At 67.6% G+C, this 20,299-nt stretch carries 17 protein-coding genes; 12 read left to right on the forward strand and 5 right to left on the reverse strand.

Going from position 1 to position 20,299, the window contains the following annotated elements; genetic code table 11:
* Complete coding sequence (locus tag ACZ0AE_RS00850) at positions 1 to 1,164, reverse strand: isovaleryl-CoA dehydrogenase (protein WP_038691165.1); 1,164 nt, start codon at positions 1,162 to 1,164, stop codon at positions 1 to 3.
* 139 nt (positions 1,165 to 1,303) lie between these two features.
* On the opposite strand from ACZ0AE_RS00850, the gene ACZ0AE_RS00855 reads away from it, so the two are divergent.
* The 3 genes from ACZ0AE_RS00855 (at position 1,304) to ACZ0AE_RS00865 (ending at position 4,266) form a co-directional block, all read left to right on the forward strand.
* A complete protein-coding gene (locus tag ACZ0AE_RS00855) occupies positions 1,304 to 1,909 on the forward strand; it encodes a TetR/AcrR family transcriptional regulator (protein WP_137191313.1) in 606 nt (201 codons plus the stop codon).
* 114 nt (positions 1,910 to 2,023) lie between these two features.
* Positions 2,024 to 2,542, forward strand: coding sequence for a c-type cytochrome (locus ACZ0AE_RS00860; protein ID WP_038691161.1), 519 nt, complete (start codon positions 2,024 to 2,026; stop codon positions 2,540 to 2,542).
* Positions 2,543 to 2,817: 275 nt separating this feature from the next.
* Positions 2,818 to 4,266, forward strand: a complete 1,449-nt coding sequence (locus ACZ0AE_RS00865; RefSeq protein WP_463600160.1) for an ExeM/NucH family extracellular endonuclease — start codon at positions 2,818 to 2,820, stop codon at positions 4,264 to 4,266.
* A gap of 145 nt (positions 4,267 to 4,411) precedes the next feature.
* On the opposite strand, the gene ACZ0AE_RS00870 is transcribed toward ACZ0AE_RS00865, so the two are convergent.
* Positions 4,412 to 5,284 carry an EamA family transporter gene (locus ACZ0AE_RS00870; RefSeq protein WP_038691158.1) on the reverse strand — a complete coding sequence of 291 codons (873 nt, stop codon included), beginning with the start codon at positions 5,282 to 5,284 and terminating at the stop codon, positions 4,412 to 4,414.
* Positions 5,285 to 5,374: 90 nt separating this feature from the next.
* Here ACZ0AE_RS00870 and ACZ0AE_RS00875 point away from each other — a divergent pair, with 90 nt between their 5' ends.
* Together ACZ0AE_RS00875 and zapE are read left to right on the forward strand one after the other, a co-directional pair.
* The gene (locus ACZ0AE_RS00875; protein ID WP_463602043.1) at positions 5,375 to 6,013 is read left to right on the forward strand and encodes an alpha/beta hydrolase; all 639 of its coding nucleotides are present in this window, start codon (positions 5,375 to 5,377) and stop codon (positions 6,011 to 6,013) included.
* On the forward strand, positions 6,010 to 7,110 hold the full coding sequence (zapE, locus tag ACZ0AE_RS00880) for a cell division protein ZapE (protein WP_447591308.1): 1,101 nt from the start codon (positions 6,010 to 6,012) through the stop codon (positions 7,108 to 7,110). The genes ACZ0AE_RS00875 and zapE overlap by 4 nt, the downstream gene beginning before the upstream one ends.
* A 31-nt stretch (positions 7,111 to 7,141) precedes the next feature.
* On the opposite strand, the gene ACZ0AE_RS00885 is transcribed toward zapE, so the two are convergent.
* Positions 7,142 to 7,960, reverse strand: a complete 819-nt coding sequence (locus ACZ0AE_RS00885) for a DUF2884 family protein (RefSeq protein WP_463600161.1) — start codon at positions 7,958 to 7,960, stop codon at positions 7,142 to 7,144.
* Positions 7,961 to 8,542: 582 nt separating this feature from the next.
* On the opposite strand from ACZ0AE_RS00885, the gene ACZ0AE_RS00890 reads away from it, so the two are divergent.
* Positions 8,543 to 10,954, forward strand: coding sequence for a ribonucleoside-diphosphate reductase subunit alpha (locus ACZ0AE_RS00890; protein ID WP_038691154.1), 2,412 nt, complete (start codon positions 8,543 to 8,545; stop codon positions 10,952 to 10,954).
* A 239-nt stretch (positions 10,955 to 11,193) separates the two neighbouring features.
* Positions 11,194 to 12,213: a ribonucleotide-diphosphate reductase subunit beta gene (locus tag ACZ0AE_RS00895; protein WP_038691153.1), complete on the forward strand. Its 1,020-nt coding sequence runs from the start codon at positions 11,194 to 11,196 to the stop codon at positions 12,211 to 12,213.
* Positions 12,214 to 12,367: 154 nt separating this feature from the next.
* Here ACZ0AE_RS00895 and ACZ0AE_RS00900 read toward each other — a convergent pair whose 3' ends face one another.
* Positions 12,368 to 13,168 carry a hypothetical protein gene (locus tag ACZ0AE_RS00900; protein ID WP_463600162.1) on the reverse strand — a complete coding sequence of 267 codons (801 nt, stop codon included), beginning with the start codon at positions 13,166 to 13,168 and terminating at the stop codon, positions 12,368 to 12,370.
* A gap of 164 nt (positions 13,169 to 13,332) precedes the next feature.
* Here ACZ0AE_RS00900 and ACZ0AE_RS00905 point away from each other — a divergent pair, with 164 nt between their 5' ends.
* Genes ACZ0AE_RS00905 through ACZ0AE_RS00915 form a run of 3 tightly spaced genes read left to right on the forward strand, consistent with a single transcriptional unit; the run spans position 13,333 to position 15,818 of the window.
* Positions 13,333 to 13,746 carry an acyl-CoA thioesterase gene (locus ACZ0AE_RS00905; RefSeq protein WP_038691150.1) on the forward strand — a complete coding sequence of 138 codons (414 nt, stop codon included), beginning with the start codon at positions 13,333 to 13,335 and terminating at the stop codon, positions 13,744 to 13,746.
* Between the two features lie 41 nt (positions 13,747 to 13,787).
* Positions 13,788 to 14,609 (forward strand): NAD-dependent protein deacetylase, encoded by an 822-nt coding sequence (locus tag ACZ0AE_RS00910; protein ID WP_314402981.1) that lies wholly within the window; start codon positions 13,788 to 13,790, stop codon positions 14,607 to 14,609.
* Between the two features lie 60 nt (positions 14,610 to 14,669).
* Positions 14,670 to 15,818 (forward strand): NADH:flavin oxidoreductase/NADH oxidase, encoded by a 1,149-nt coding sequence (locus ACZ0AE_RS00915; protein WP_463600163.1) that lies wholly within the window; start codon positions 14,670 to 14,672, stop codon positions 15,816 to 15,818.
* Between the two features lie 44 nt (positions 15,819 to 15,862).
* On the opposite strand, the gene ACZ0AE_RS00920 is transcribed toward ACZ0AE_RS00915, so the two are convergent.
* Entirely contained in the window at positions 15,863 to 16,795 is a 933-nt protein-coding gene (locus ACZ0AE_RS00920) for a LysR family transcriptional regulator (protein ID WP_038692646.1), read from the reverse strand.
* Positions 16,796 to 16,972: 177 nt separating this feature from the next.
* On the opposite strand from ACZ0AE_RS00920, the gene aceE reads away from it, so the two are divergent.
* Together aceE and ACZ0AE_RS00930 are read left to right on the forward strand one after the other, a co-directional pair.
* Complete coding sequence (aceE, locus tag ACZ0AE_RS00925) at positions 16,973 to 19,645, forward strand: pyruvate dehydrogenase (acetyl-transferring), homodimeric type (protein WP_463600164.1); 2,673 nt, start codon at positions 16,973 to 16,975, stop codon at positions 19,643 to 19,645.
* 167 nt (positions 19,646 to 19,812) lie between these two features.
* Positions 19,813 to 20,244, forward strand: coding sequence for a hypothetical protein (locus ACZ0AE_RS00930; protein ID WP_463600165.1), 432 nt, complete (start codon positions 19,813 to 19,815; stop codon positions 20,242 to 20,244).
* Positions 20,245 to 20,299 lie beyond the last annotated feature (55 nt).

Consider the following 20,299-nt stretch of genomic DNA (forward strand, 5'->3'; position numbering starts at 1 on the left):
TTACTTGGTGCGCTGGAACAGTTCGCGACCGATCAGCATGCGGCGGATTTCCGAGGTGCCCGCGCCGATTTCATACAGCTTGGCATCGCGCCACAGCCGCCCGGTCGGGTACTCGTTGATGTAGCCGTTGCCGCCCAGTACCTGGATCGCCTGGCCGGTCAGCCAGGTGGCCTTCTCGGCCGAGTACAGGATCGCACCGGCGGCGTCCTGGCGGGTGGTGCGGCCCTGGTCGCAGGCGCGTGCCACCGCATACACATACGCACGGCAGGCGTTGAGGCCCACGTACATGTCGGCCAGCTTGGCCTGCATCAGCTGGAAGGTGCCGATGGCCTGGCCGAACTGCTTGCGCTCGTGCACGTAGGGCATCACCACGTCCATGGCCGCGGCCATCAGGCCCAGCGGGCCACCGGACAGCACCACGCGCTCGAAATCCAGGCCGGACATCAGCACGTTCACGCCGCCGCCGACCGCGCCGAGCACGTTTTCTTCGGGCACTTCGCAGTCCTCGAACACCAGTTCGCAGGTGTTGGAGCCACGCATGCCCAGCTTGTCCAGCTTCTGCGCGGTGGAGAAGCCCTTCATGCCCTTCTCGACCAGGAACGCGGTGATGCCCTTGGCGCCGGCCTCCACGTCGGTCTTGGCGTAGACCACCAGCACGTCGGCGTCGGGGCCGTTGGTGATCCACATCTTGTTGCCGTTGAGCACGTAGTGGTCGCCGCGCTTGTCGGCGCGAAGCTTCATCGACACCACGTCCGAGCCGGCGCCCGGTTCGCTCATGGCCAGCGCGCCAACCTTCTCGCCGCTGCACAGGCCGGGCAGGAAGCGCTGCTTCTGGTCTTCGTTGCCGTTCTTGCGCAGCTGGTTCACGCACAGGTTGGAGTGCGCGCCGTAGGACAGGCCGATGCCGCCGGAGGCACGCGAAATCTCTTCCATCGCCACCACGTGGGCCAGGTAGCCCATGCCGCTGCCGCCGTATTCTTCTTCCACGGTCAGCCCGAGCAGTCCCTGCTCGCCGAGCTTGCGCCACAGCGCATGCGGGAACAGATTCTCTTCATCGGCCTGGGCGGCCAACGGCGCGATCTCGACCGAGGCAAAATGGGCCACGCTCTGGCGCAGCAGGTCGATCTCTTCACCGAGATCGAAATTCATGGTGGGAACGTGCATGGGGCGACTCCGCAACTGCTGGATGGGCGCGCCGGTTGGGGTGGACGGCACCAGCCGTCCCGCGGGCGATATGGCCCAGCGTAGCGGGGTTCGCGGAAGAAGTGAACACAAATTCAAAAATTGAACATAGAATCAACAAATGGCCTACAAACGCTCAGCACTGATGGAAGAACGCCTGGCAGGCGCCCGTGAACGGATCCTGCTGGCCACCCGTGCGCTGGTGGCCGCCGGCGGCTACCGCAACGCACCGGTCACCGCGGTTGCGGCCGAGGCCGGGGTGTCCACCGGGCTGATCTACCGGCACTTCCCGTCCAAGGCCGAACTGTTCGTCGAGGTGCTCACTGCCGCCGTCGAGCACGAGCTGCGCATCTTCGAGGCGATCGCCGCCGAGCCGCTGCCGGCGCCCGAGCGGCTGCGCCGGGCCATCACCGCCTTCGTGCGGCGCGCGCTGGCCGGCCCCGGGCTGGCCTATGCGTTCATCGCCGAACCGGTCGACCCGGAGGTGGAGGCCGAGCGCATCCGCTGCCGCCGCCTGTTCGGCGACGTGTTCCGCCGCATCGTTGCCGAGGGCATTGAAGCGGGCACGTTCCCGCCGCAGGACACGCACGTGGCGGCGGCCTGCATCGTCGGTGCCTTCACCGAGGCGCTGGTCGGGCCGACCGCGCCCAGCCGTGACGCGCACGGCGACGAAGACCTGCTGGTGGAGTCGATCTGCGTTTTCTGCCTGCGGGCCGCCGGCGCCTGAGCCGGGGCCATGCTGCATTGCGATAGAAAGCGGCGGCTTGCAGAGCCCCGCTGACGCTGGTCATACTCGGGCGACAAGCCGTGGTCCAACGACTACCAGCCAGGGGTAAAGAGAGTGCGGAATTACGACCTCGAGTTCCTGAAACGCTTTTCCATGGTCATCGCATTATTGGTGGCCATCACGCTCGGCCTGATCGTCTTCGCCGCATACCTGCACACCAGCATTCCCGCTGAAGTCTCGCCCATGGCGGCCAAGCGCACCGAACAGCGCATCGCCCCGGCTGGCGCGGTCTATGCCGGCAGCACGGGCGCGGCAGCGCAGGCCGCCGCCAAGGCCGCGGCGCTGGCCAAGGCCGCCTCGCAGGTCGCCTACGGCGGCACCACCGACGGCAAGGTGATCTTCGACAACCTCTGCACCGCCTGCCACACCAACGGTGTGGGCAACGCCCCCACCCTGGACCACAGCCATTGGGATGCGCGCATCGCCCAGGGCAAGGACACCCTCTACAAGCACGCGCTGGAGGGCTACACCGGTCCGGACGGCGGCATCATGCCGCCCAAGGGTGGCAACCCGGCGCTCACCGAAGAGCAGATCCACGTCACCGTCGACTGGATGCTGGCCAACCTCCGGTAGAGCCGACCGTTGGTCGGCTGCCCGTAACGCCCCGTGGACCCCATCGTTGGTCGGCTACCCCGGAGCAGCCGACCAACGGTCGGCTCTACCGACGTCTGCCGACCCTCGTCGTCCGGTGATCCCCGTCGTCCGGTAATCCGACGTCGTCCACCAACCCCGCGCACCCACCGCCCCCGGGCGGTGGCGGCGTTGCATTGCTACCATCGTCGTCGGTCGCTGGCGGGTCATCTTTCGCCCCCACACTTGTATCGCCCCTTTCCGGAGTCGCCCCACCGATGCGTCGTTCCCCGCTTGTGTTCGCCCTTGCGCTGGCCTTGTCCGGCGTAGTCCACGCCGCCCAGCCGCAGCCCGCTACCGCGCCGCAGGCGCGCCCGGCCGCAGCCACCGCGTCGGCCAGCATCACCCTGACCGCGCCGCCCACCGACTGGCGCACCCTGGACGGCCAGAAGGTGCGCATCGCCGCGCCGCTGACCTTGGCCGGCACGGACGGCCTGGCCCGCTTCGGCGAACTCAGCGTGGCCTTCGATGGCCGCCTCTGGCAGCCCAGCGAAGTGGCCGCGCCGCGCAGCGCCGGCCATGCCCAGGTAACGGCCGACAACGCCCACCGCCGCTTGGTGCTCGATGACGGCAGCGACGCACGCGATCCCGGCCCGGTGGCCTACCTGCCGGCCAATGCGAACCTGCGTACCGGCATGCTGCTGCGCAACGTCGAAGGCATCGTGCGCGTTGATGCCAAGGGCACCCCGCGCCTGCAGGTGACCCGCCCGCTGGTGCTGCCCAAGCTCGACCGGCCGGCGGTGCCGGTCGTGCCCGGCAGCCTGCACGTGGCCGCCTTCAACCTGGAAAACTTCTTCAACGGCGATGGCCAGGGCGGCGGCTTCCCGACCCTGCGCGGCGCTCGCACCCTGGCCGAACACCAGGCGCAGAAGGCCAAGCTGGTGACCACCATCAACGCCCTCGGCGCCGATGTCGCCGCGCTGATGGAACTGGAAAACGACGGCTACGGCCCGCAGTCGGCGATCGCCCAACTGGTCGACGCGCTCAACACCGACCGTGGCGCCGGCGCCGACTGGCGCTTCATCGACGCCGGCAAGGGCCCGGGCGAAAACCCGATCCGGGTCGGCATCATCTACCGCGCCTCGCGGGTTACGCCGGTGGGCGCGCCGGCCACCCTCGAGCAGGGTCCGTTCGGTCCGCACAGCCGCGTGCCCCTGGCCCAGGCATTCCGTGCGGGCAAGGGCGCCCCGTTCGTGGTGGTAGCCAACCACTTCAAGTCCAAGGGCTGCTCCGATGCCACCGGCGCCGATGCCGACCAGAAGGACGACCAGGCCTGCTGGAACGCTACCCGGGTCGCATCGGCCAAGCTGCTCGACCAGTGGCTGCGCACCGATCCCACCGGCACCGGCGGCAGCGACGCCGTCCTGCTAGGCGACTTCAATGCGTACGCGATGGAAGACCCGATCCGCACCCTGCACGACGCCGGCTGGCGCGACGCGTTTGCCGTGGCCAAGATCGAGCGCCCCTACAGCTACGTCTACAACGGCATGAGCGGCCGCCTCGACCACGCCCTGCTCAGCCCGGGCATGGCCGCGCGCCTGCGCGGTGCCGCCGAATGGCACACCAACGCCGACGAAGCCGACGATGTGGGTTACCGCGACCGCAATGAAAAAGGCCCGTGGCGCAGTTCGGACCACGACCCGCTGCTGCTCGGCTTCGACCGCTGATCGATTCGCGTAACCAAGCGACCCGAAGGGTAGAGCCACGCCATGCGTGGCTGCGCCTGACCGCGTAAATCGCACCTCTCCGAAGGCAGGATCAGGCCGGCCTGGTCCTGCCCGGGTGGAGAAGCAGGCGCTGAATCGCAACCGCTCAGCCCGCCGCCGTGCCCCACGCAATCAGCCCGATCGCCACCACCGCCAGGGCCAGGCCCACGCGGTTCCACACGCTGGTGCGCTCGCCGAACGCGAGTACGCCCACCAGCGCGCCCACCACCACCACGCCGATGTTCATGCCGGCAAACACCACCGCCGGGCTGTCGGGCAGGTGCTGGTGCGCGCGCACGTAGAACAGGATGTTGCCGAAGTTCAGCAGCCCCAGCAGCGCACCGGCCCCCAGGTTGCGCCACTGCAGCGGCGAAGCACCGCTGGCATGCCGCCACAGCTGCAGCGCCAGCATCAGCACGAAGGCCAGGCCGAAGCTGGCCGTCAGCGCCGCCATCGACGGCGTGCCCGACAGGGCCACCTGCTTGAGCATGATGTCCACCAGCGCGTAGCCCACCCACACCGCCAGCAGCCACGGCCAGGCGCGTTCGCCGCTGGGTGCGGCGGCGCTGGCGCGCGGACGCACGCTGATGCCCACGATGGCCAGCAGGCCCAGCCCCAGGCCGGCCAGCTTCCAGCTGTTGGCGGTTTCGCCGAACACCAGGAACGCGGCCAGCAGGGACAGCAGCAGCGACAGGCGCTGGGCCACGTCGCTGCGGACGATGCCGGCGCGGGTCACCGCGCGGGCCATCACCAGGAAAATGGTGGGCAGCGTCACCGCCAGCCCCAGCAGCGCCAGCCACGGCGCGTGCGCGGTCTGCAGCGAGGCCAGCGACGGGCGCAGCAGCACCAGGCTGAGCACGCTGGCCAGCAGGTAGTTCCAGGTGACTACCTGGGCCATGTCCAGGCGCTGGCGCGGCGCCAGCTTCAGCAGCACCGACACCAGCACACTGCAGCACACACTGAAAACCAGATAGAGCATGACGAACCCGGCAAGCGCGGCCGTGCAGCCCGCGGAGGAGCGGTATTATGACGCCATGCACAATCCCCCTTTCCCCCCACCAGCGCCGCCCTGGTGCTGGACGGCCCGGTCGGGCCGCTGGACGTTGCCGTCGACCTGCCCACCGGTGACGCGTCGGCCCAGCCGATCGTCGCGGTGATCTGCCACCCGCTGTCCACCGAGGGCGGCACCATGCACAACAAGGTGGTGACCATGGTCGCCACCAGCCTGCGCGCGCTGGGCATCACCACGGTGCGCTTCAACTTCCGCAGCGTGGGCACCTCGGCGGGCAGCTTCGACCACGGCAACGGCGAGCAGGACGATCTCAAGGCCGTCGTCGCCTGGGTCCGCGCCCAGCGCCCCGGCGAGCAGCTGTGGTTGGCCGGTTTCAGCTTTGGCGCCTTCGTCTCGCTCAAGGCCGCCGCCGCGTTGCAGCCGGACGCGCAGATCTCGATCGCCCCGCCCGCCGGGCGCTGGGACTTCGACGGCATCCAGACGCCGGCGCAGTGGCTGGTCATCCAGGGCGAGGAAGACGAGATTGTCGACCCGCAAGCGGTCTATGACTGGCTGGGCAGCCTGCAGGCGCCGCACGAACTGGTGCGCATGCCCGACACCAGCCACTTCTTCCACCGCAAGCTGATCGACCTGCGCGGGGCCATCACCCACGGCGTCAAGCACTGGCTGCCCGATGCAGGCACCGCAGACGCATGAGTGACAGCGCACTGACCCCGTCGCAGCGCTACGCCGAAGGCGTGGCCCGGGGCGAATGGCAGAACGACCCGGCCCAGCATGCCGCGCTGGCCGAGCTGGACCGCATCCATGTGGCGCTGGTGGACAGCGCCCAGGACGGCTGGCTGGACCGCCTGTCGGCGTTCTGGAAAAAGCCCGAGCCGGTCAAGGGCCTGTATTTCTGGGGCGGGGTAGGGCGCGGCAAGACCTTCCTGGTGGACCTGTTCTATGACGGGCTGCCGATCGAGCAGAAGTACCGCACCCATTTCCACCGCTTCATGCGCGGCATCCACGAGCGGCTGCGCGAGCACCAGGGCCAGAGCGACCCGCTGGCCCGCATCGCCCAGGAATGGCGGGCCAAGCTGCGGGTGCTGGTGCTGGACGAGTTCTTCGTCACCGACATCGGCGATGCCATGCTGCTGGCACGGCTGCTGGAGCGGCTGTTCGCCGAGGGCGTGACCCTGGTGACCACCTCCAATACCGCCGTGGAGAACCTGTACCTCAACGGCCTGCAGCGCGACAGCTTCCTGCCGGCCATCGGCCTGCTGCAGACCTACTGCGTGGAGCTGTACGCCGAAGGCACCGAGGATTACCGGATGCGCGCGCTGACCCGCTCGCCGGTGTACCAGGCCCCGCGCGACGCCGGCAGCGACGCCTGGCTGGGCACGCGCTGGGCCGAGTTGAGCGGCGGCCAGCCGGCCAAGCCGGGCAACATCGAGATCGAGGGTCGCAAGATTCCGGTGCGGGCGCGCGGCAAGAGCATCGCCTGGTTCGATTTCAAGGCGCTGTGCGAGGGGCCGCGTGGCCCGTCGGACTACATCGAGATCGCGCACGAGTTCAACACCGTGCTGCTGGGCGACATCCCGCACTTCGACAAGCTCAACGAAGATGCCGCGCGCCGCTTCGTCAACCTGATCGACGAGCTCTACGACCGCCACGTCAACCTGGTCTGCACCGCCACCGATACCCCGGTGGCGCTGTACTCGGGCGTGCGCCTGCAGGGCGCGTTCGAGCGCACCGCCTCGCGCCTGATCGAAATGCAGAGCGCCGAGTATCTGGGCACCCCGCACAAGGCGTGAGGCTGCCGCTGGCGCCGGGGCCTGCCCGCCGCTATGGGGTGGGCAGGGCGACGGCCTTGCTGCGCGGCTGTTCGCGCGGGGCGGGGGTGTCCGCGTCGCGGTCCACCACCAGCATCCCCAGCGGCTGGCCCTGGTAGCGCACCTCCAGCGCCTGCTGCAGCTGGTCCAGCGCCAGCACCTGGGTGCACAGCGACTGGGCATGGGCCTCCAGCGCCTGGGCGCGGGTTTCCATGCTCCGCTCCAGTTGCGCCTCGACCTTGTTGGCACGCGCCTCCATGCGCTGCGCACCGCCGGTGAACATCGACCACATCACGCCCCGGGCCAGGGAGTCGGCCATGGATTCGGCCGCCTGCTCCACGCGCTGCTCGAAGCCGTCGCCGAAATCGGCCTGCTCCCAGATCCCGCGGCCGAGGGTGCGGTCCACGTACTGGTGGGCGTCGTCGCGCAGCCGGGCCACCTGGCGCGCCTTGCCCTTGCTGCCACTGAGGATCTCCACCGTGGCACTGAACGCATCGAAGGTGATGTCCACCACTTCGCCGGCCAGCCCGGCCACGGCGGGCACCAGCTGCCGGGTGCCCCATTCCAGCTGGCGCAGGCGCTGGGCGTCGGCGGCGCTCACCGGCACCGGGGTCCGGTCGATGTTGAGCTCGCCATCGTGGAAGAAGATCTCCGCCGGGACCTGGCCCGGCTGGCGCAGCCAGATCCCGCCGCTGTCCACCAGCACGTTGTAGGGCGTGCTCACCCCGCATTGGCGCGAGGACAGGGCCGGAACGGCGTCCTTGTCATCGGCGTGGGCGGGCAGGGCCACGGCCAGGCCCAGCAGCAGACATCCAGTCAGGGGCAGGCGCATGCGGGGGGCTCGGCAAGGGGGACGCCTGCAGGCTCGCACCCCCTGCGGTTGCCGGCGCGGGTCGGAAGTCACCCCGACCGGCGGGGACGCGTCGGATTTGTTACGTTCGTGTGAGTTCAGGGGTCTGTTTTCGGATTCAGTTTCTCACCCGGCGTGCCTCTTCCGGCCTTGACTGCGCACTCGGTTTCGACGGGTCCAGACCGTTCGTCGGACGCCCCTCAAGGCGGATCGTTGCGGCGCAAGGGATTGCTCATTTTCCCCAGATTTGGCGTTGACGATCCCCGGTACCCCCACTATCTTGTGGCCGTCGGTCCCGCCGACCACAAGTCGACGGGTGAATCGCCTTCACGCCGATGGCCTGAAAACCTACTGACAACCGCACTACACGTACAGCGTTGAGGTATCGGTCGCACCACTCTGAGGGGAGAGGACCGGTGACGCAGGGGAACCGCCCGCAGGCCTGCCTGCGCAGTCGCGGCCCATGCGACACCCCAGGTCCACTCTGAGAGTCCGAGCGCCGGTCCAGCACCTGCCCAGCAGGCAACGTTGTGCCATCCCAAATCACGCCAAGAGGAAAACGCCGTGAGCACCGAAACCAGCGCAGCCACCGAGCAGGAAAGCGAGTTCCTTCTGACCTCGCCGCCCACGGCCAACGCCATGAGTGTCACCAAGCGCAACGGCACTACCGAACTGGTGGATCTGAACAAGATCGTGCGCGCGGTGCAGCGTTGCTGCGAGGGCCTGCACGCGGTGGACCCGATGCGCGTGGCCACCCGCACCATCTCCGGCCTGTACAACGGCGCCACCACGCAGGAGCTGGACGAGCTGTCCATCCGCACCGCCGCCCTGCTGATCGGTGAAGAGCCCGAGTACGGCCGCCTGGCCGCGCGCCTGCTGGCCAACTTCATCGCCAAGGAAGTGTCCGGCCAGGAAATCCACGCGTTCTCGCAGTCGGTGGGCCGTGGCCACGAAGTGGGCCTGATCAACGCGCGCCTGCTGGACTTCGTGCAGATCAACGCACGCAAGCTCAACGATGCCATCGATCCGTCGCTGGACCTGCATTTCGATTACTTCGGCCTGCGCACCCTGTACGACCGCTACCTGCTGCGCCATCCGCACACCCGCAAGGTGATCGAGACCCCGCAGCAGTTCTTCCTGCGCATCGCCAGCGCCCTGAGCGAAGACGTGCCGGAAACCCTGGCGCTGTACAAGCGCATGGGCAACCTGGACTACCTGCCGTCCAGCCCGACCCTGTTCAACTCCGGCACCACCCACGAGCAGCTGTCCTCGTGCTTCCTGCTGGACTCCCCGCAGGATTCGCTGGAGTCGATCTACGCCAAGTACGGCGACATCGCCCAGCTGTCCAAGTTCAGCGGCGGCATCGGCGTCAGCTACAGCCGCGTGCGTTCGCGTGGTTCGCTGATCAAGTCGACCAACGGCCATTCCAACGGCATCGTGCCGTGGCTGAAGACCATGGATTCGTCGGTGGCCGCGGTCAACCAGGGTGGCAAGCGCAAGGGCGCGGCCTGCGTGTACCTGGAAACCTGGCACGCCGACATCGAGGACTTCCTCGAACTGCGTGACAACACCGGCGACGAGTCGCGCCGTGCGCACAACCTGAACCTGGCCAACTGGATCCCCGACCTGTTCATGCAGCGCGTGGAGACCGACCAGGAATGGTCGCTGTTCGATCCCAGCGTGGTGCCCGAATTCACCGACCTGTTCGGTGAAGCCTTCGAGCAGGCCTACCTGCAGGCCGAAGCCCAGGGTAAGGCCCAGCGCACCATTCCCGCGCGCAAGCTGTACTCGCGGATGATGCGCACCCTGGCCGAGACCGGCAACGGCTGGATGACCTTCAAGGACAAGTGCAACCGCGCCAGCAACCAGACCCTGCGTCCGGGCAACGTGATCCACCTGTCCAACCTCTGCACCGAAATCCTGGAAATCACCTCGGCCGAAGAGACCGCGGTGTGCAACCTGGGCTCGATCAACCTGGGCAACCATTTCGACGCCCACGGCGAGTTCGATTTCGACAAGCTGGCCAACACCGTGCGCCTGGCCGTGCGCCAGCTCGACCGCGTGATCGACCTGAACTTCTACCCGATCGAAACCGCCCGCCGCGGCAACCTGCGCTGGCGTCCGGTCGGCCTGGGCTGCATGGGCCTGCAGGACGTGTTCTTCCGCAAGCGCCTGGCCTTCGACAGTGCCGAAGCCCGCGCGCTGTCGAAGAAGATCGCCGAAGCGATCTACTTCCACGCCCTGGAAACCTCGTGCGAGCTGGCCCAGGAACGCGGCAAGCACCCGTCCTTCGCCGACACCCGTGCGGCCAGCGGCGAGCTGCAGTTCGACGCCTGGAACGTGGTGCCCGAGGACACCGCCCGTTGGGATGCCCTGCGTGACCGCATCAAGGAACATGGCCTGCGCAACTCGCTGCTGATCGCCATCGCCCCGACCGCGACCATCGCTTCGATCGCTGGTTGCTACGAGTGCGTCGAGCCGCAGGTGTCCAACCTGTTCAAGCGCGAAACCCTGTCCGGCGACTTCCTGCAGGTCAACCGCTACCTGGTGACCGAGCTGAAGAAGCTGGGCCACTGGACGCCGGAAATGCGCGACGCGATCAAGATGGCCGAAGGCTCCATCCAGGGCATCACCCAGATCCCGGAAACCCTGCGTCACATCTACCGCACCGCGTGGGAACTGCCGATGCGTTCGCTGATCGACATGGCCGCCGACCGCGGCGCGTTCATCGACCAGTCCGCCTCGCTCAACCTGTTCATGGAAAGCCCGAGCATCGGTGCGATGTCCTCCATGTACATGTACGCCTGGAAGCAGGGCATCAAGACCACCTACTACCTGCGTTCGCGTCCGGCCACCAAGATCGCCAAGACCACGATCAGCCAGGGCTCGCATGCCGCGCCGGAAAAGGTGTTCACCCCGGACGAAGCCGTGGCCTGCTCGCTGGAGAACCCGGAAAGCTGCGAAGCCTGCCAGTAAAAGGCGTGCCGGCCCACTGGGCCGGCACCCGGTAGGTACCCACCGTTGGTGGGTACGGGAAACGATCGATACCGCTTGAATGCCGGGCCCAGCCCGGCTGCTTCACCGCTCCACCCCAAACACGCTGACACCGCCGGGCGTTGCCTCTGCCCGCGGTGCCGGAAGCCCGCCGCGCACACGCGCGGGTCTTTCGACGCTTCCCCACCGGGAAGCCGCCAATTGAACCAAGGAACCCCCCCATGGCAGACACGCCGCGCCAGATGTTGCTCGATCCAGGTTTTGAACTGACCCTGCGCCCGATGCGCTACCCGCAGTTCTATGACATGTATCGCAACGCGATCAAGAACACCTGGACTGTCGAGGAAATCAATTTCCAGATCGACATCAGCGACCTGCACAGCAAGATGTCGCCGGGCGAACGCCACCTGATCCACCGTCTGGTCGCGTTCTTCGCCACCGGCGATTCGATCGTGTCCAACAACCTGGTGCTGAACCTGTACCAGCACTTGAACGCGCCCGAAGCGCGTATGTACCTGTCGCGCCAGCTGTACGAAGAAGCGCTGCACGTGCAGTTCTACCTGACCCTGCTCGACAACTACCTGCCCGATCCGGATGAGCGCGTCAAAGCGTTCGCCGCGGTGGAGAACATCGACTCGATCAAGAAGAAGGCCGATTTCTGCTTCAAGTGGATCGACTCGATCCAGGACCTGCGCCGCATCGAAACCCGCGACGAGCGCCGCCAGTTCCTGCTCAACCAGATCTGCTTTGCCGCCTGCATCGAAGGCCTGTTCTTCTTTGCCGCGTTCGCCTACGTGTACTACTTCCGTTCGCGCGGCCTGCTCAACGGCCTGGCCTCGGGCACCAACTGGGTGTTCCGCGACGAAAGCGCGCACATGGAGTTCGCCTTCGAATGCGTGGACGTGATCCGCGAGGAAGAGCCGGACCTGTTCGACGATGCCATGAAGCAGCAGGTCTATGACATGCTGGCCGAAGCCATCGAATGCGAAGTGCAGTTCGCCGAAGACGTGCTGTCCGGCGGCGTGGCGGGCATTTCCACCCGCGACATGCGCCAGTACCTGCAGCACTGCGCCGACAACCATTTCCACCGCCTGGGCATGGAGCGCAAGTACAACGTGCGCAACCCGCTGAGCTTCATGGAACTGCAGGACGTGCAGGAACTGACCAACTTCTTCGAACGCCGCTCCTCGGCCTACCAGGTGGGCGTGAAGGGCGAAGTCTCGTTCGACATGTCGTTCTGATTTCCGCGTCACACGCATCAACGAAAACCCCGGCCCAGTGCCGGGGTTTTTCGTTCCCGCGCGGCGGTAGAGCCACCCCATGGGTGGCTGCACCTGGCACCAGCACCGCGTGCAGCCACCCATGGGGTGGCTCTACCGGCGATTGCATCCGTTGCTAGAACAGGCGGTGTGCATACGTCATGCGTTGTCCGCATGCCTCGCCAAGGGCCTGCACAAACCGCTCAAGGTCATAACCGCTTCCATCCTCAAACTGGATGAAGCACCTGCCGATACCCAGGCTGTAGTCCCAGTCCAGATCCAGCAGGGCATAGCGGCGGCCACTGTCCGGATGGACCCAGTCCACGTGGAGGTCCTCGTACACGGCACCGACGAAGTCCATGTAGTCGCCAAAGGGCGGGAAATCCTCCCGTTCGGTGTCTTCCCCGGGCACCGTTGGCGCGCTGGTTCCTGCGCCGAACACGACAAAGGGCGGTTCGCCCGCGTCGATCTGGAACAGCACGATGCTCAGGTGGTCGATCTCGCCGATGCGGTCGGGATCGTACAGGCGCACCATTCCCGGTCCCGCGCGGTAGCGTGGGCTGAACCATGTGCAATCCGCATGTTTGGCGAACAACCATGCATCACCCAGCGCGATGCCATGGTCCCGGATCGCCGCGACACAGTCTTCCACGCTGCCGTCGCCGTGCACGTGCAGCGAATCGGGCAGGTTGCCCGCCTGGACATGGGAGGCGACCACGTCCGCTGCCGTTCGCCAGTCCGCATCCACCAGCAGGGCATTGGCACCCGGCAGGCGCTCAATGGCATGGCTGAGCTCGTATAACGCTTTGCCAGGGACATCCGCACCCACCGCCGGCAGGATGATCTTCTCCTGCAGCATCCATCGCTCCAGCGCAGGCATGTCAGGCGCAGGCAACTGCGGTGCGGCGGGAAATACGAAACAGTCATGCAGGGACATGCAGCGGCTCGCGCGTTGGGGCAATGGGCAGTGTCGGCGGCTGTCGTTGGCAGGGTCAACGCCGTAGTTCACGAAATGGGCACAGCCTGAACGCGTGGCGGTCATCCACGACCTTGTTCGCGCCGCTGCCGTACCATCGCGCCACACCCCAACCGGCCACCCCCATGTCCACCACCCCAGACCCCATCCCGCCCACTGAAATCAGCATGGCCGAGATCGTCTTCCCCAACCACACCAACCACCTGGGCACCCTGTTCGGTGGCCAGGCGCTGGCCTGGATGGACAAGGCCGCTTTCCTCGCCGCGGCCCGTTACTCGCGCCGCACCGTGGTCACCGCGCGTTCGGACCAGGTCGATTTCAAGCTGCCGATCCGCATCGGCCAGATGGTGGAAACCATCGGTCGCATCGTCGAAGTGGGCCGCAGCTCGATGAAGGTGGAAGTGGAACTGATCGCCGAAGACCTGCACAGCGGCGAGCGCAAGCTCTGCACCCGCGGCCACTTCGTGATGATCGCGCTGGATGCCGACGGCCACCCCATCGCCGTGCCGCCGCTGCCCGACGCCATTCCCGGGCCGTAACCGCGATTGCGTTGCCCGCCGCGCGCCCCCACCTGTAGACCATGACACGTCCGCTCGCCGACTTCATCGACCGCGCCCAGCGCCTGTTCGTGCTCACCGGGGCCGGCTGCAGCACCGATTCGGGCATCCCGGATTACCGCGATGCCGATGGCCAGTGGAAACGCACCCCGCCGGTGACCTACCAGGCCTTCATGGGCGAGCTGGCCACCCGCCAGCGCTACTGGGCGCGCAGCCTGTTGGGCTGGCCACGCTTCGGCCATGCCCGCCCGAACGGCACCCACGCCGCGCTGGCGGCGCTCGAAGCCCGCGGCCAGCTGGAAGTGCTGCTCACCCAGAACGTGGACCGCCTGCACCAGCGGGCCGGCAGCCGTGCGGTCATCGACCTGCACGGCCGGCTGGACCAGGTGCGCTGCATGGGCTGCGAAGCCCGCACCCCGCGTGAGGCGTTCCAGCAGGTCCTGCTGGCCCACAACCCCGGCTGGGACCAGCTCGACGCGGCCCTGGCCCCGGACGGCGACGCCGACCTCGACGGGGTGGACTTCAGCCCGTTCCAGGTACCGGCATGCCCGCAATGTGGCGGCATCCTCAAGCCGGATGTGGTCTTCTTCGGCGAAAATGTCCCCCGCGAGCGGGTGGCTGCCGTCCACGCGCACCTCGCCCAGGCCGATGCCGTGCTGGTGGTGGGCTCCTCGCTGATGGTCTATTCGGGCTTCCGCTTCGTCCAGGCCGCGGCCAGCGCCGGCGTGCCGGTGGCTGCGCTCAACCTGGGCCGCACCCGCGCCGACGACCTGCTCAGCCTGAAGATCGAACAGCCGTGCGCGGCCGCGCTGGCCTTCCTGCTGCCGTCGGCCAGCACCGCCTGAGCGCCGCCGCGAAACACTGATCCACCGATACGGTTGCCTTGCGCGCGCAGCAGGAGTGCAATGACGCCCGGTTTTCCCGTTTCCGCCAGAGTCCCCCACTTGAGCCAGCTCTTTTCTTCCGTTTCCTTTGGCCCGCTGTCGCTGGCCAACCGCATCGTCATCGCCCCGATGTGCCAGTACTCCTCCACCGATGGCCTGGCCAACGCCTGGCACCAGATCCACCTGGGCCAGCTGTCGCAGTCCGGCGCCGGCCTGCTGATCCTGGAAGCCACCGCCGTGCTGCCCGAAGGCCGCATCAGCTGGGCCGACCTGGGCCTGTGGAACGACGACACCGAAGCGGCACTCAAGAAGGTGATCGACGCGGTGAAGCGCTGGTCGCCCATGCCGATCGGCATCCAGCTGGGGCATGCCGGGCGCAAGGCGTCCTCGTCACGGCCGTGGGACGGCGGCGGCGCACTGCCGGCCACCGATCCGCGCGCCTGGACCACGCTCGCGCCGTCGGCGATTCCGTTCCACCCCACCGACCCGACCCCGCAGGCGCTGGACGCGGCCGGCATCGATGCGATCGTGGACGCCTTCGTGGCGGCCGCCCAGCGCGCCGAGCGCATCGGCCTGGACCTGATCGAACTGCACGCCGCGCATGGCTACCTGCTGCACCAGTTCCTGTCGCCGCTGAGCAACAAGCGCGACGACGAATACGGCGGCTCGCTGCAGAACCGCATGCGCCTGCTGGTGCGCGTGTTCGATGCCGTGCGCGAGGCAGTGTCCGACCGCATCGCAGTGGGCGTGCGCATCTCGGCCAGCGACTGGGTGGCCAGCGGCTGGGACATTGAACAGACCACCACCCTGGCGCACGTGCTGGATGGCCGGGGCTGCCAGTTCCTGCATGTGTCCAGCGGCGGCAACGACCCGCGCCAGCAGATTCCGCTGTCGCCGGGCTACCAGGTGCCGTTCGCCGAGGCGATCAAGGCGCAGAAGCTGCGCATGCCGGTGATTGCCGTCGGCCTGATCACCGACCCGGCCCAGGCCGAATCGATCCTGCGCCACAGCCACGCCGATGCCATCGCGCTGGCCCGCGGCATCCTCTACGACCCCCGCTGGCCATGGCACGCCGCCGCCGCGCTGGGCGATTCGCTGGAACCGGCCCCGCAGTACCTGCGCTGCGAACCGCGCGAAGCACGCGGCGTGTTCATCGCACCGCCGCGCTGACCCCCAGCCGCAGGCGGTGGCCACGTGCCATCGCCTGCGCGCCGCTAGGCCACGTCCACCCGCCACTCGGCTGGCAGCCCTTCGACGATGTGCGTCATCAACGCGCGCACCTTCGGGGTCAGGTCGCGGCGGTCGCTGACACACAGGAACAGCCGCATCGGCTCGGGCAACGCCTGCGCATCGCCGGCTTCATTTCCTTCGAACAGGGCCTGCAGTTCACCGCGCGCCAGGTAGGGCGCGGCCACGAACGCCGCCAGGCGGGTGATGCCGCCGCCGGCCAGCGCCATCGCGGCCAGTGCATCGATATCGTCGCTGACCAGCGCCGGACTGACGTCGGCATCGAAGCGCAGCCCGTCGCGCACGAACCCCCACCGCAGGTGCCGGCCGTCCTTGGGATGCCGGAACAACAGGCAGCGATGCTCACGCAGGGCCTCGGGCGTGCGCGGCACGCCGGTGCGCGCCAGGTACGAGGGCGCCGCACAGAACACGAACGGCACCTGCGCGATCGGCCGCGCCACCAGCCCTTCTTCCAGCTGCGGTTCGATGCGGATGCTCACGTCCACGTCTTCGCGCGCATGGTCCACCGCCCGGTCGGCCAGCAGCAGTTCGATCGCCAGCCGCGGGTAGCGCGCCTTCAGCGACGGCAGCAGCGGGGCCAGCTTGTGCCGCCCGAACGAGGTGCTGCAGGCGATCCGCAGCCGGCCCTCGGGCGTGGCGTCCAGGTCGGTCACCGCCGCCTGCGCGCGTTGCAGGTCGCGTTCGATGTAGCGCACCTGGGCCAGGTACAGCGCGCCGCGCTCGGTCAGCGCCAGCTGGCGGGTGGTGCGGTTGAACAGGCGCACGCCCAGGTGCGCCTCCAGCCGGGCGATGTTCTGCCCGACCGCCGCCGCGCTGATGCCCAGCGTGCGTGCCGCCGCGGCCAGGCTGCCGGCGTCGGCGGTACGGATGAAGCTGCGGATTGACTGGAGAATATTCATGGTGACCGCCATTCTCGCCTGTGATTGCAAAGTTTGTCTTTCGAAAGAGCCAACAGGGTCCGATCTACCGGCGGCCCGGGCCCGCTCCTAAGGTGGGTGTCCCCGCCAGCCCCGGGCTGCGCCCGCCACCCGGCGCGCGCCTGCACCGGGCCTGGCCGCCTTTGCCGGAGATGGACCATGAACCCTGCGCTCGCCCCCCTCGACACCGACCCCCAGGAAACCCAGGAATGGCGTGAAGCACTGCAGGCGGTCACCCAGGTGGCCGGGCGGCCGCGCGCGCACTACCTGCTGGACCAGCTCAGCGACCAGGACGTGGCCCACCACGGCGACCTGCATGCGCGGGCCTGGACCGCCTACGTCAACAGCATCCCGGTGGAGCGCCAGCCGGCGTACCCGGGTGACCTGGCGATCGAGCGCCGGCTCAATGCGATGATCCGCTGGAACGCGATGGTGATGGTGCTGCGCGCCGGCAAGCACTCCAACGTGGGCGGCCACATCGCCACCTACCAGTCGGCGGCCGTGCTGTACGACGTGGGCTTCGACCACTTCTTCCGTGGCCGCACCGACACATTCGACGGCGACATGATCTACATCCAGGGCCATTCGGCGCCGGGCATCTACGGCCGCGCGTTTGTCGAAGGCCGCATCGCGCCCGAGCGCATGGACAACTTCCGCCGTGAATCCGACTGTGACGGCCTGTCGTCCTACCCGCACCCGCGCCTGATGCCCGACTTCTGGCAGTTCCCCACCGTGTCGATGGGCCTGGGCCCGCTGACCGCCGCCTACCAGGCGCGCTACATGCGCTACCTGGAATACCGCGGCCTGAAGGAGCACCAGGGCCGCAAGGTGTGGGCATTCCTGGGCGATGGCGAAATGGACCAGCCCGAATCGCTGGCCGCCATCTCGGTGGCCGGGCGCGAGCGTCTGGACAACCTGGTGTTCGTGGTGAACTGCAACCTGCAGCGCCTGGACGGCCCGGTGCGCGGCAATGCCAAGGTCATCCAGGAACTGGAAGGCACCTTCCGTGCCGCCGGCTGGAACGTCATCAAGGTGATCTGGGGCGGCGGCTGGGATGCCCTGCTGGCCAAGGACCACAGCGGCCTGCTGCGCCAGCGCATGATGGAATGCGTGGACGGCGACTACCAGACCTTCAAGTCGCAGAGCGGCGCGTACGTGCGCGAGCATTTCTTCGGCACCTCGCCGGAACTGCTCGCCCTGGTCGCGGACATGAGCGATGACGAGATCTGGGCGCTGGCCCGTGGCGGCCACGACCCGCAGAAGGTGTATGCCGCCTACGCGCAGGCGGTGGCCGGCAATGGTCGCCCGAGCGTGATCCTGGCCAAGACGGTCAAGGGCTTCGGCATGGGCGAGGCCGGCGAAGGGCAGAACATCAACCACCAGCTCAAGAAGATGAGCCTGGACGCGGTGCGCGCCTTCCGCGACCGCTTCGACCTGCCGGTCAGCGATGCCGAGCTGGACGACATGCCCTACCTGCGCCCCGCACCGGACAGCCCGGAGGCGCGTTACTTCGCCCAGCGTCGCCAGGCCCAGGGCGGCCAGTTGCCGGCGCGCGTTACTCACGTCGCGCCGCTGCCGGTGCCGTCGCTGTCGGCCTTTGCCACCCAGCTGCAGGGCAGCGGCGAGCGCGGCCAGTCCACCACGATGGGCTTCGTGCGCATCCTGGGCACGCTGCTCAAGGACCCGGCGCTGGGCAAGCTGGTCATTCCGATCGTGCCCGACGAGTCGCGTACGTTCGGCATGGAAGGCCTGTTCCGCCAGATCGGCATCCACTCCTACCTGGGCCAGCTCTACACCCCGCAGGACGCCGGCCAGCTGAGCTATTACAAGGAAGCCAAGGACGGCCAGATCCTGCAGGAAGGCATCAACGAATCCGGCGCGATCTGTTCCTGGATCGCCGCCGGCACCGCCTACAGCAACCACGGCCTGGCCACGATTCCGTTCTACATCTTCTACTCGATGTTCGGCCTGCAGCGCGTGGGCGACCTGGCCTGGGCAGCAGCCGATGCGCGCACCCGCGGCTTCCTGCTGGGCGCCACCTCCGGCCGCACCACCCTGATGGGCGAGGGCCTGCAGCACGACGACGGCCACAGCCACGTGCTGTCCTCGGTGATTCCCAGCTGCATCTCCTATGACCCCACCTACAACTTCGAACTGGCGGTGATCATCCAGGACGGGCTGCGCCGCATGTATGTGGACCAGGAAGACATCTACTACTACATCACCGTGCTCAACGAGAACTACCCGCACCCGGCCATGCCCGAGGGCGCCGAGGACGGCATCCTCAAGGGCATGTACCTGCTGCATCCGTCCGCCACCGACAGCGACCCGGCGCTGCGCGTGCAGTTGATGGGCAGCGGCGCGATCCTGCGCGAAGTGGAAGCAGCCGCTGCGCTGCTGCAGCAGGATTTCGGCATCGCCAGCGACGTCTGGAGCGCCACCAGCCTGACCGAACTGCGCCGTGACGGCCTGGCCGCCGAGCGCTGGAATCTGCTGCACCCGGCCGACGAACCGCGCGTGCCGTACGTGCAGCAGCGCCTGGCCGCACACGCCGGACCGCTGGTGGTGGCCACCGACTACATGAAGATCGTGGCCGACCAGATCCGCCCGTTCGTCGACGGCCGCCGTTTCACCGCACTTGGCACCGACGGCTTCGGCCGCTCGGACACGCGCGAGTCACTGCGCACGTTCTTTGAGGTGGACCGCCACTTCATCGTGCTGGCCGCGTTGAAGGCGCTGGCTGATGATGGGCGGATCGCGCGCAGCCAGCTGCAGGTGGCGATCGAGAAGTACGGCATCAACGTGGACAAGGTGGATCCGGCGGCGGTGTAACGAAGACTCCAGCCCGGTCGATTCATCATAAGGAAACTATTGCTTCAGATCGGAATCGAGCGATTCTCCCTATCTCGTGATCGTCAACCGGTTCTGGACGAACGTGATTGATTAGCGTGGCGTTGCCGCACATGTCGCGGTAACGCCAACCCTCAAGGGGATCGGTCATGAAGATACGTCCAGTCTTGATGTCGTTCGTCGTCCTCGCTGCCTCGCTGGGCGCACTCCCGTCCTCCGCCCATGGGCTGCAGGGAGTTTCCCCTGTCGATTCTCAGGCTGAAACGCTGGCGATCGCGCAGAAAAATGCACCCATCAACAGCGCTGTACGGTTGCAGGAGCATCTACAGCGTCTCTCGCCGGACTCACCACTGCGGTCCTTCTCTGTGCCGGCGCGTCAGCGCTTCGTTGCGTCACTTCGCTTCAATGCGGCCGGAGTGACCACGCTTCGATACCAGGACATCGTTGAGGAACTGAGCTACAGCGAAGCGTATCGCGTACTCGCTCTCTTCGGCGTGACCAGGGTACTTGCAACGCTGCCGCCCCTGCGTAGCGAAACCCTTGAGGATGAAAGGATCCGCACCCTCCAGGATCCGCCCTGAGTACCCCATGCAAATGCAAGCCATGAGCTCCAGCGATCTGACTGAGACAAGGCGC

It is taken from the genome of Stenotrophomonas sp. AC248 (assembly GCF_979258185.1).

What these genes read in the sequence shown, in the direction of transcription:
- ACZ0AE_RS00900 (WP_463600162.1), bottom strand. Translation starts at nt 13,168, where the DNA reads ATGTCCCTGCATGACTGTTTCGTATTTCCCGCCGCACCGCAGTTGCCT.
- ACZ0AE_RS00930 (WP_463600165.1), top strand. Translation starts at nt 19,813, where the DNA reads ATGAAGATACGTCCAGTCTTGATGTCGTTCGTCGTCCTCGCTGCCTCG.
- ACZ0AE_RS00855 (WP_137191313.1), top strand. Translation starts at nt 1,304, where the DNA reads ATGGCCTACAAACGCTCAGCACTGATGGAAGAACGCCTGGCAGGCGCC.
- ACZ0AE_RS00915 (WP_463600163.1), top strand. Translation starts at nt 14,670, where the DNA reads ATGACGCCCGGTTTTCCCGTTTCCGCCAGAGTCCCCCACTTGAGCCAG.
- ACZ0AE_RS00885 (WP_463600161.1), bottom strand. Translation starts at nt 7,960, where the DNA reads ATGCGCCTGCCCCTGACTGGATGTCTGCTGCTGGGCCTGGCCGTGGCC.
- ACZ0AE_RS00870 (WP_038691158.1), bottom strand. Translation starts at nt 5,284, where the DNA reads ATGCTCTATCTGGTTTTCAGTGTGTGCTGCAGTGTGCTGGTGTCGGTG.
- ACZ0AE_RS00920 (WP_038692646.1), bottom strand. Translation starts at nt 16,795, where the DNA reads ATGAATATTCTCCAGTCAATCCGCAGCTTCATCCGTACCGCCGACGCC.
- aceE (WP_463600164.1), top strand. Translation starts at nt 16,973, where the DNA reads ATGAACCCTGCGCTCGCCCCCCTCGACACCGACCCCCAGGAAACCCAG.
- ACZ0AE_RS00910 (WP_314402981.1), top strand. Translation starts at nt 13,788, where the DNA reads ATGACACGTCCGCTCGCCGACTTCATCGACCGCGCCCAGCGCCTGTTC.
- ACZ0AE_RS00850 (WP_038691165.1), bottom strand. Translation starts at nt 1,164, where the DNA reads ATGCACGTTCCCACCATGAATTTCGATCTCGGTGAAGAGATCGACCTG.
- ACZ0AE_RS00865 (WP_463600160.1), top strand. Translation starts at nt 2,818, where the DNA reads ATGCGTCGTTCCCCGCTTGTGTTCGCCCTTGCGCTGGCCTTGTCCGGC.
- zapE (WP_447591308.1), top strand. Translation starts at nt 6,010, where the DNA reads ATGAGTGACAGCGCACTGACCCCGTCGCAGCGCTACGCCGAAGGCGTG.
- ACZ0AE_RS00905 (WP_038691150.1), top strand. Translation starts at nt 13,333, where the DNA reads ATGTCCACCACCCCAGACCCCATCCCGCCCACTGAAATCAGCATGGCC.
- ACZ0AE_RS00895 (WP_038691153.1), top strand. Translation starts at nt 11,194, where the DNA reads ATGGCAGACACGCCGCGCCAGATGTTGCTCGATCCAGGTTTTGAACTG.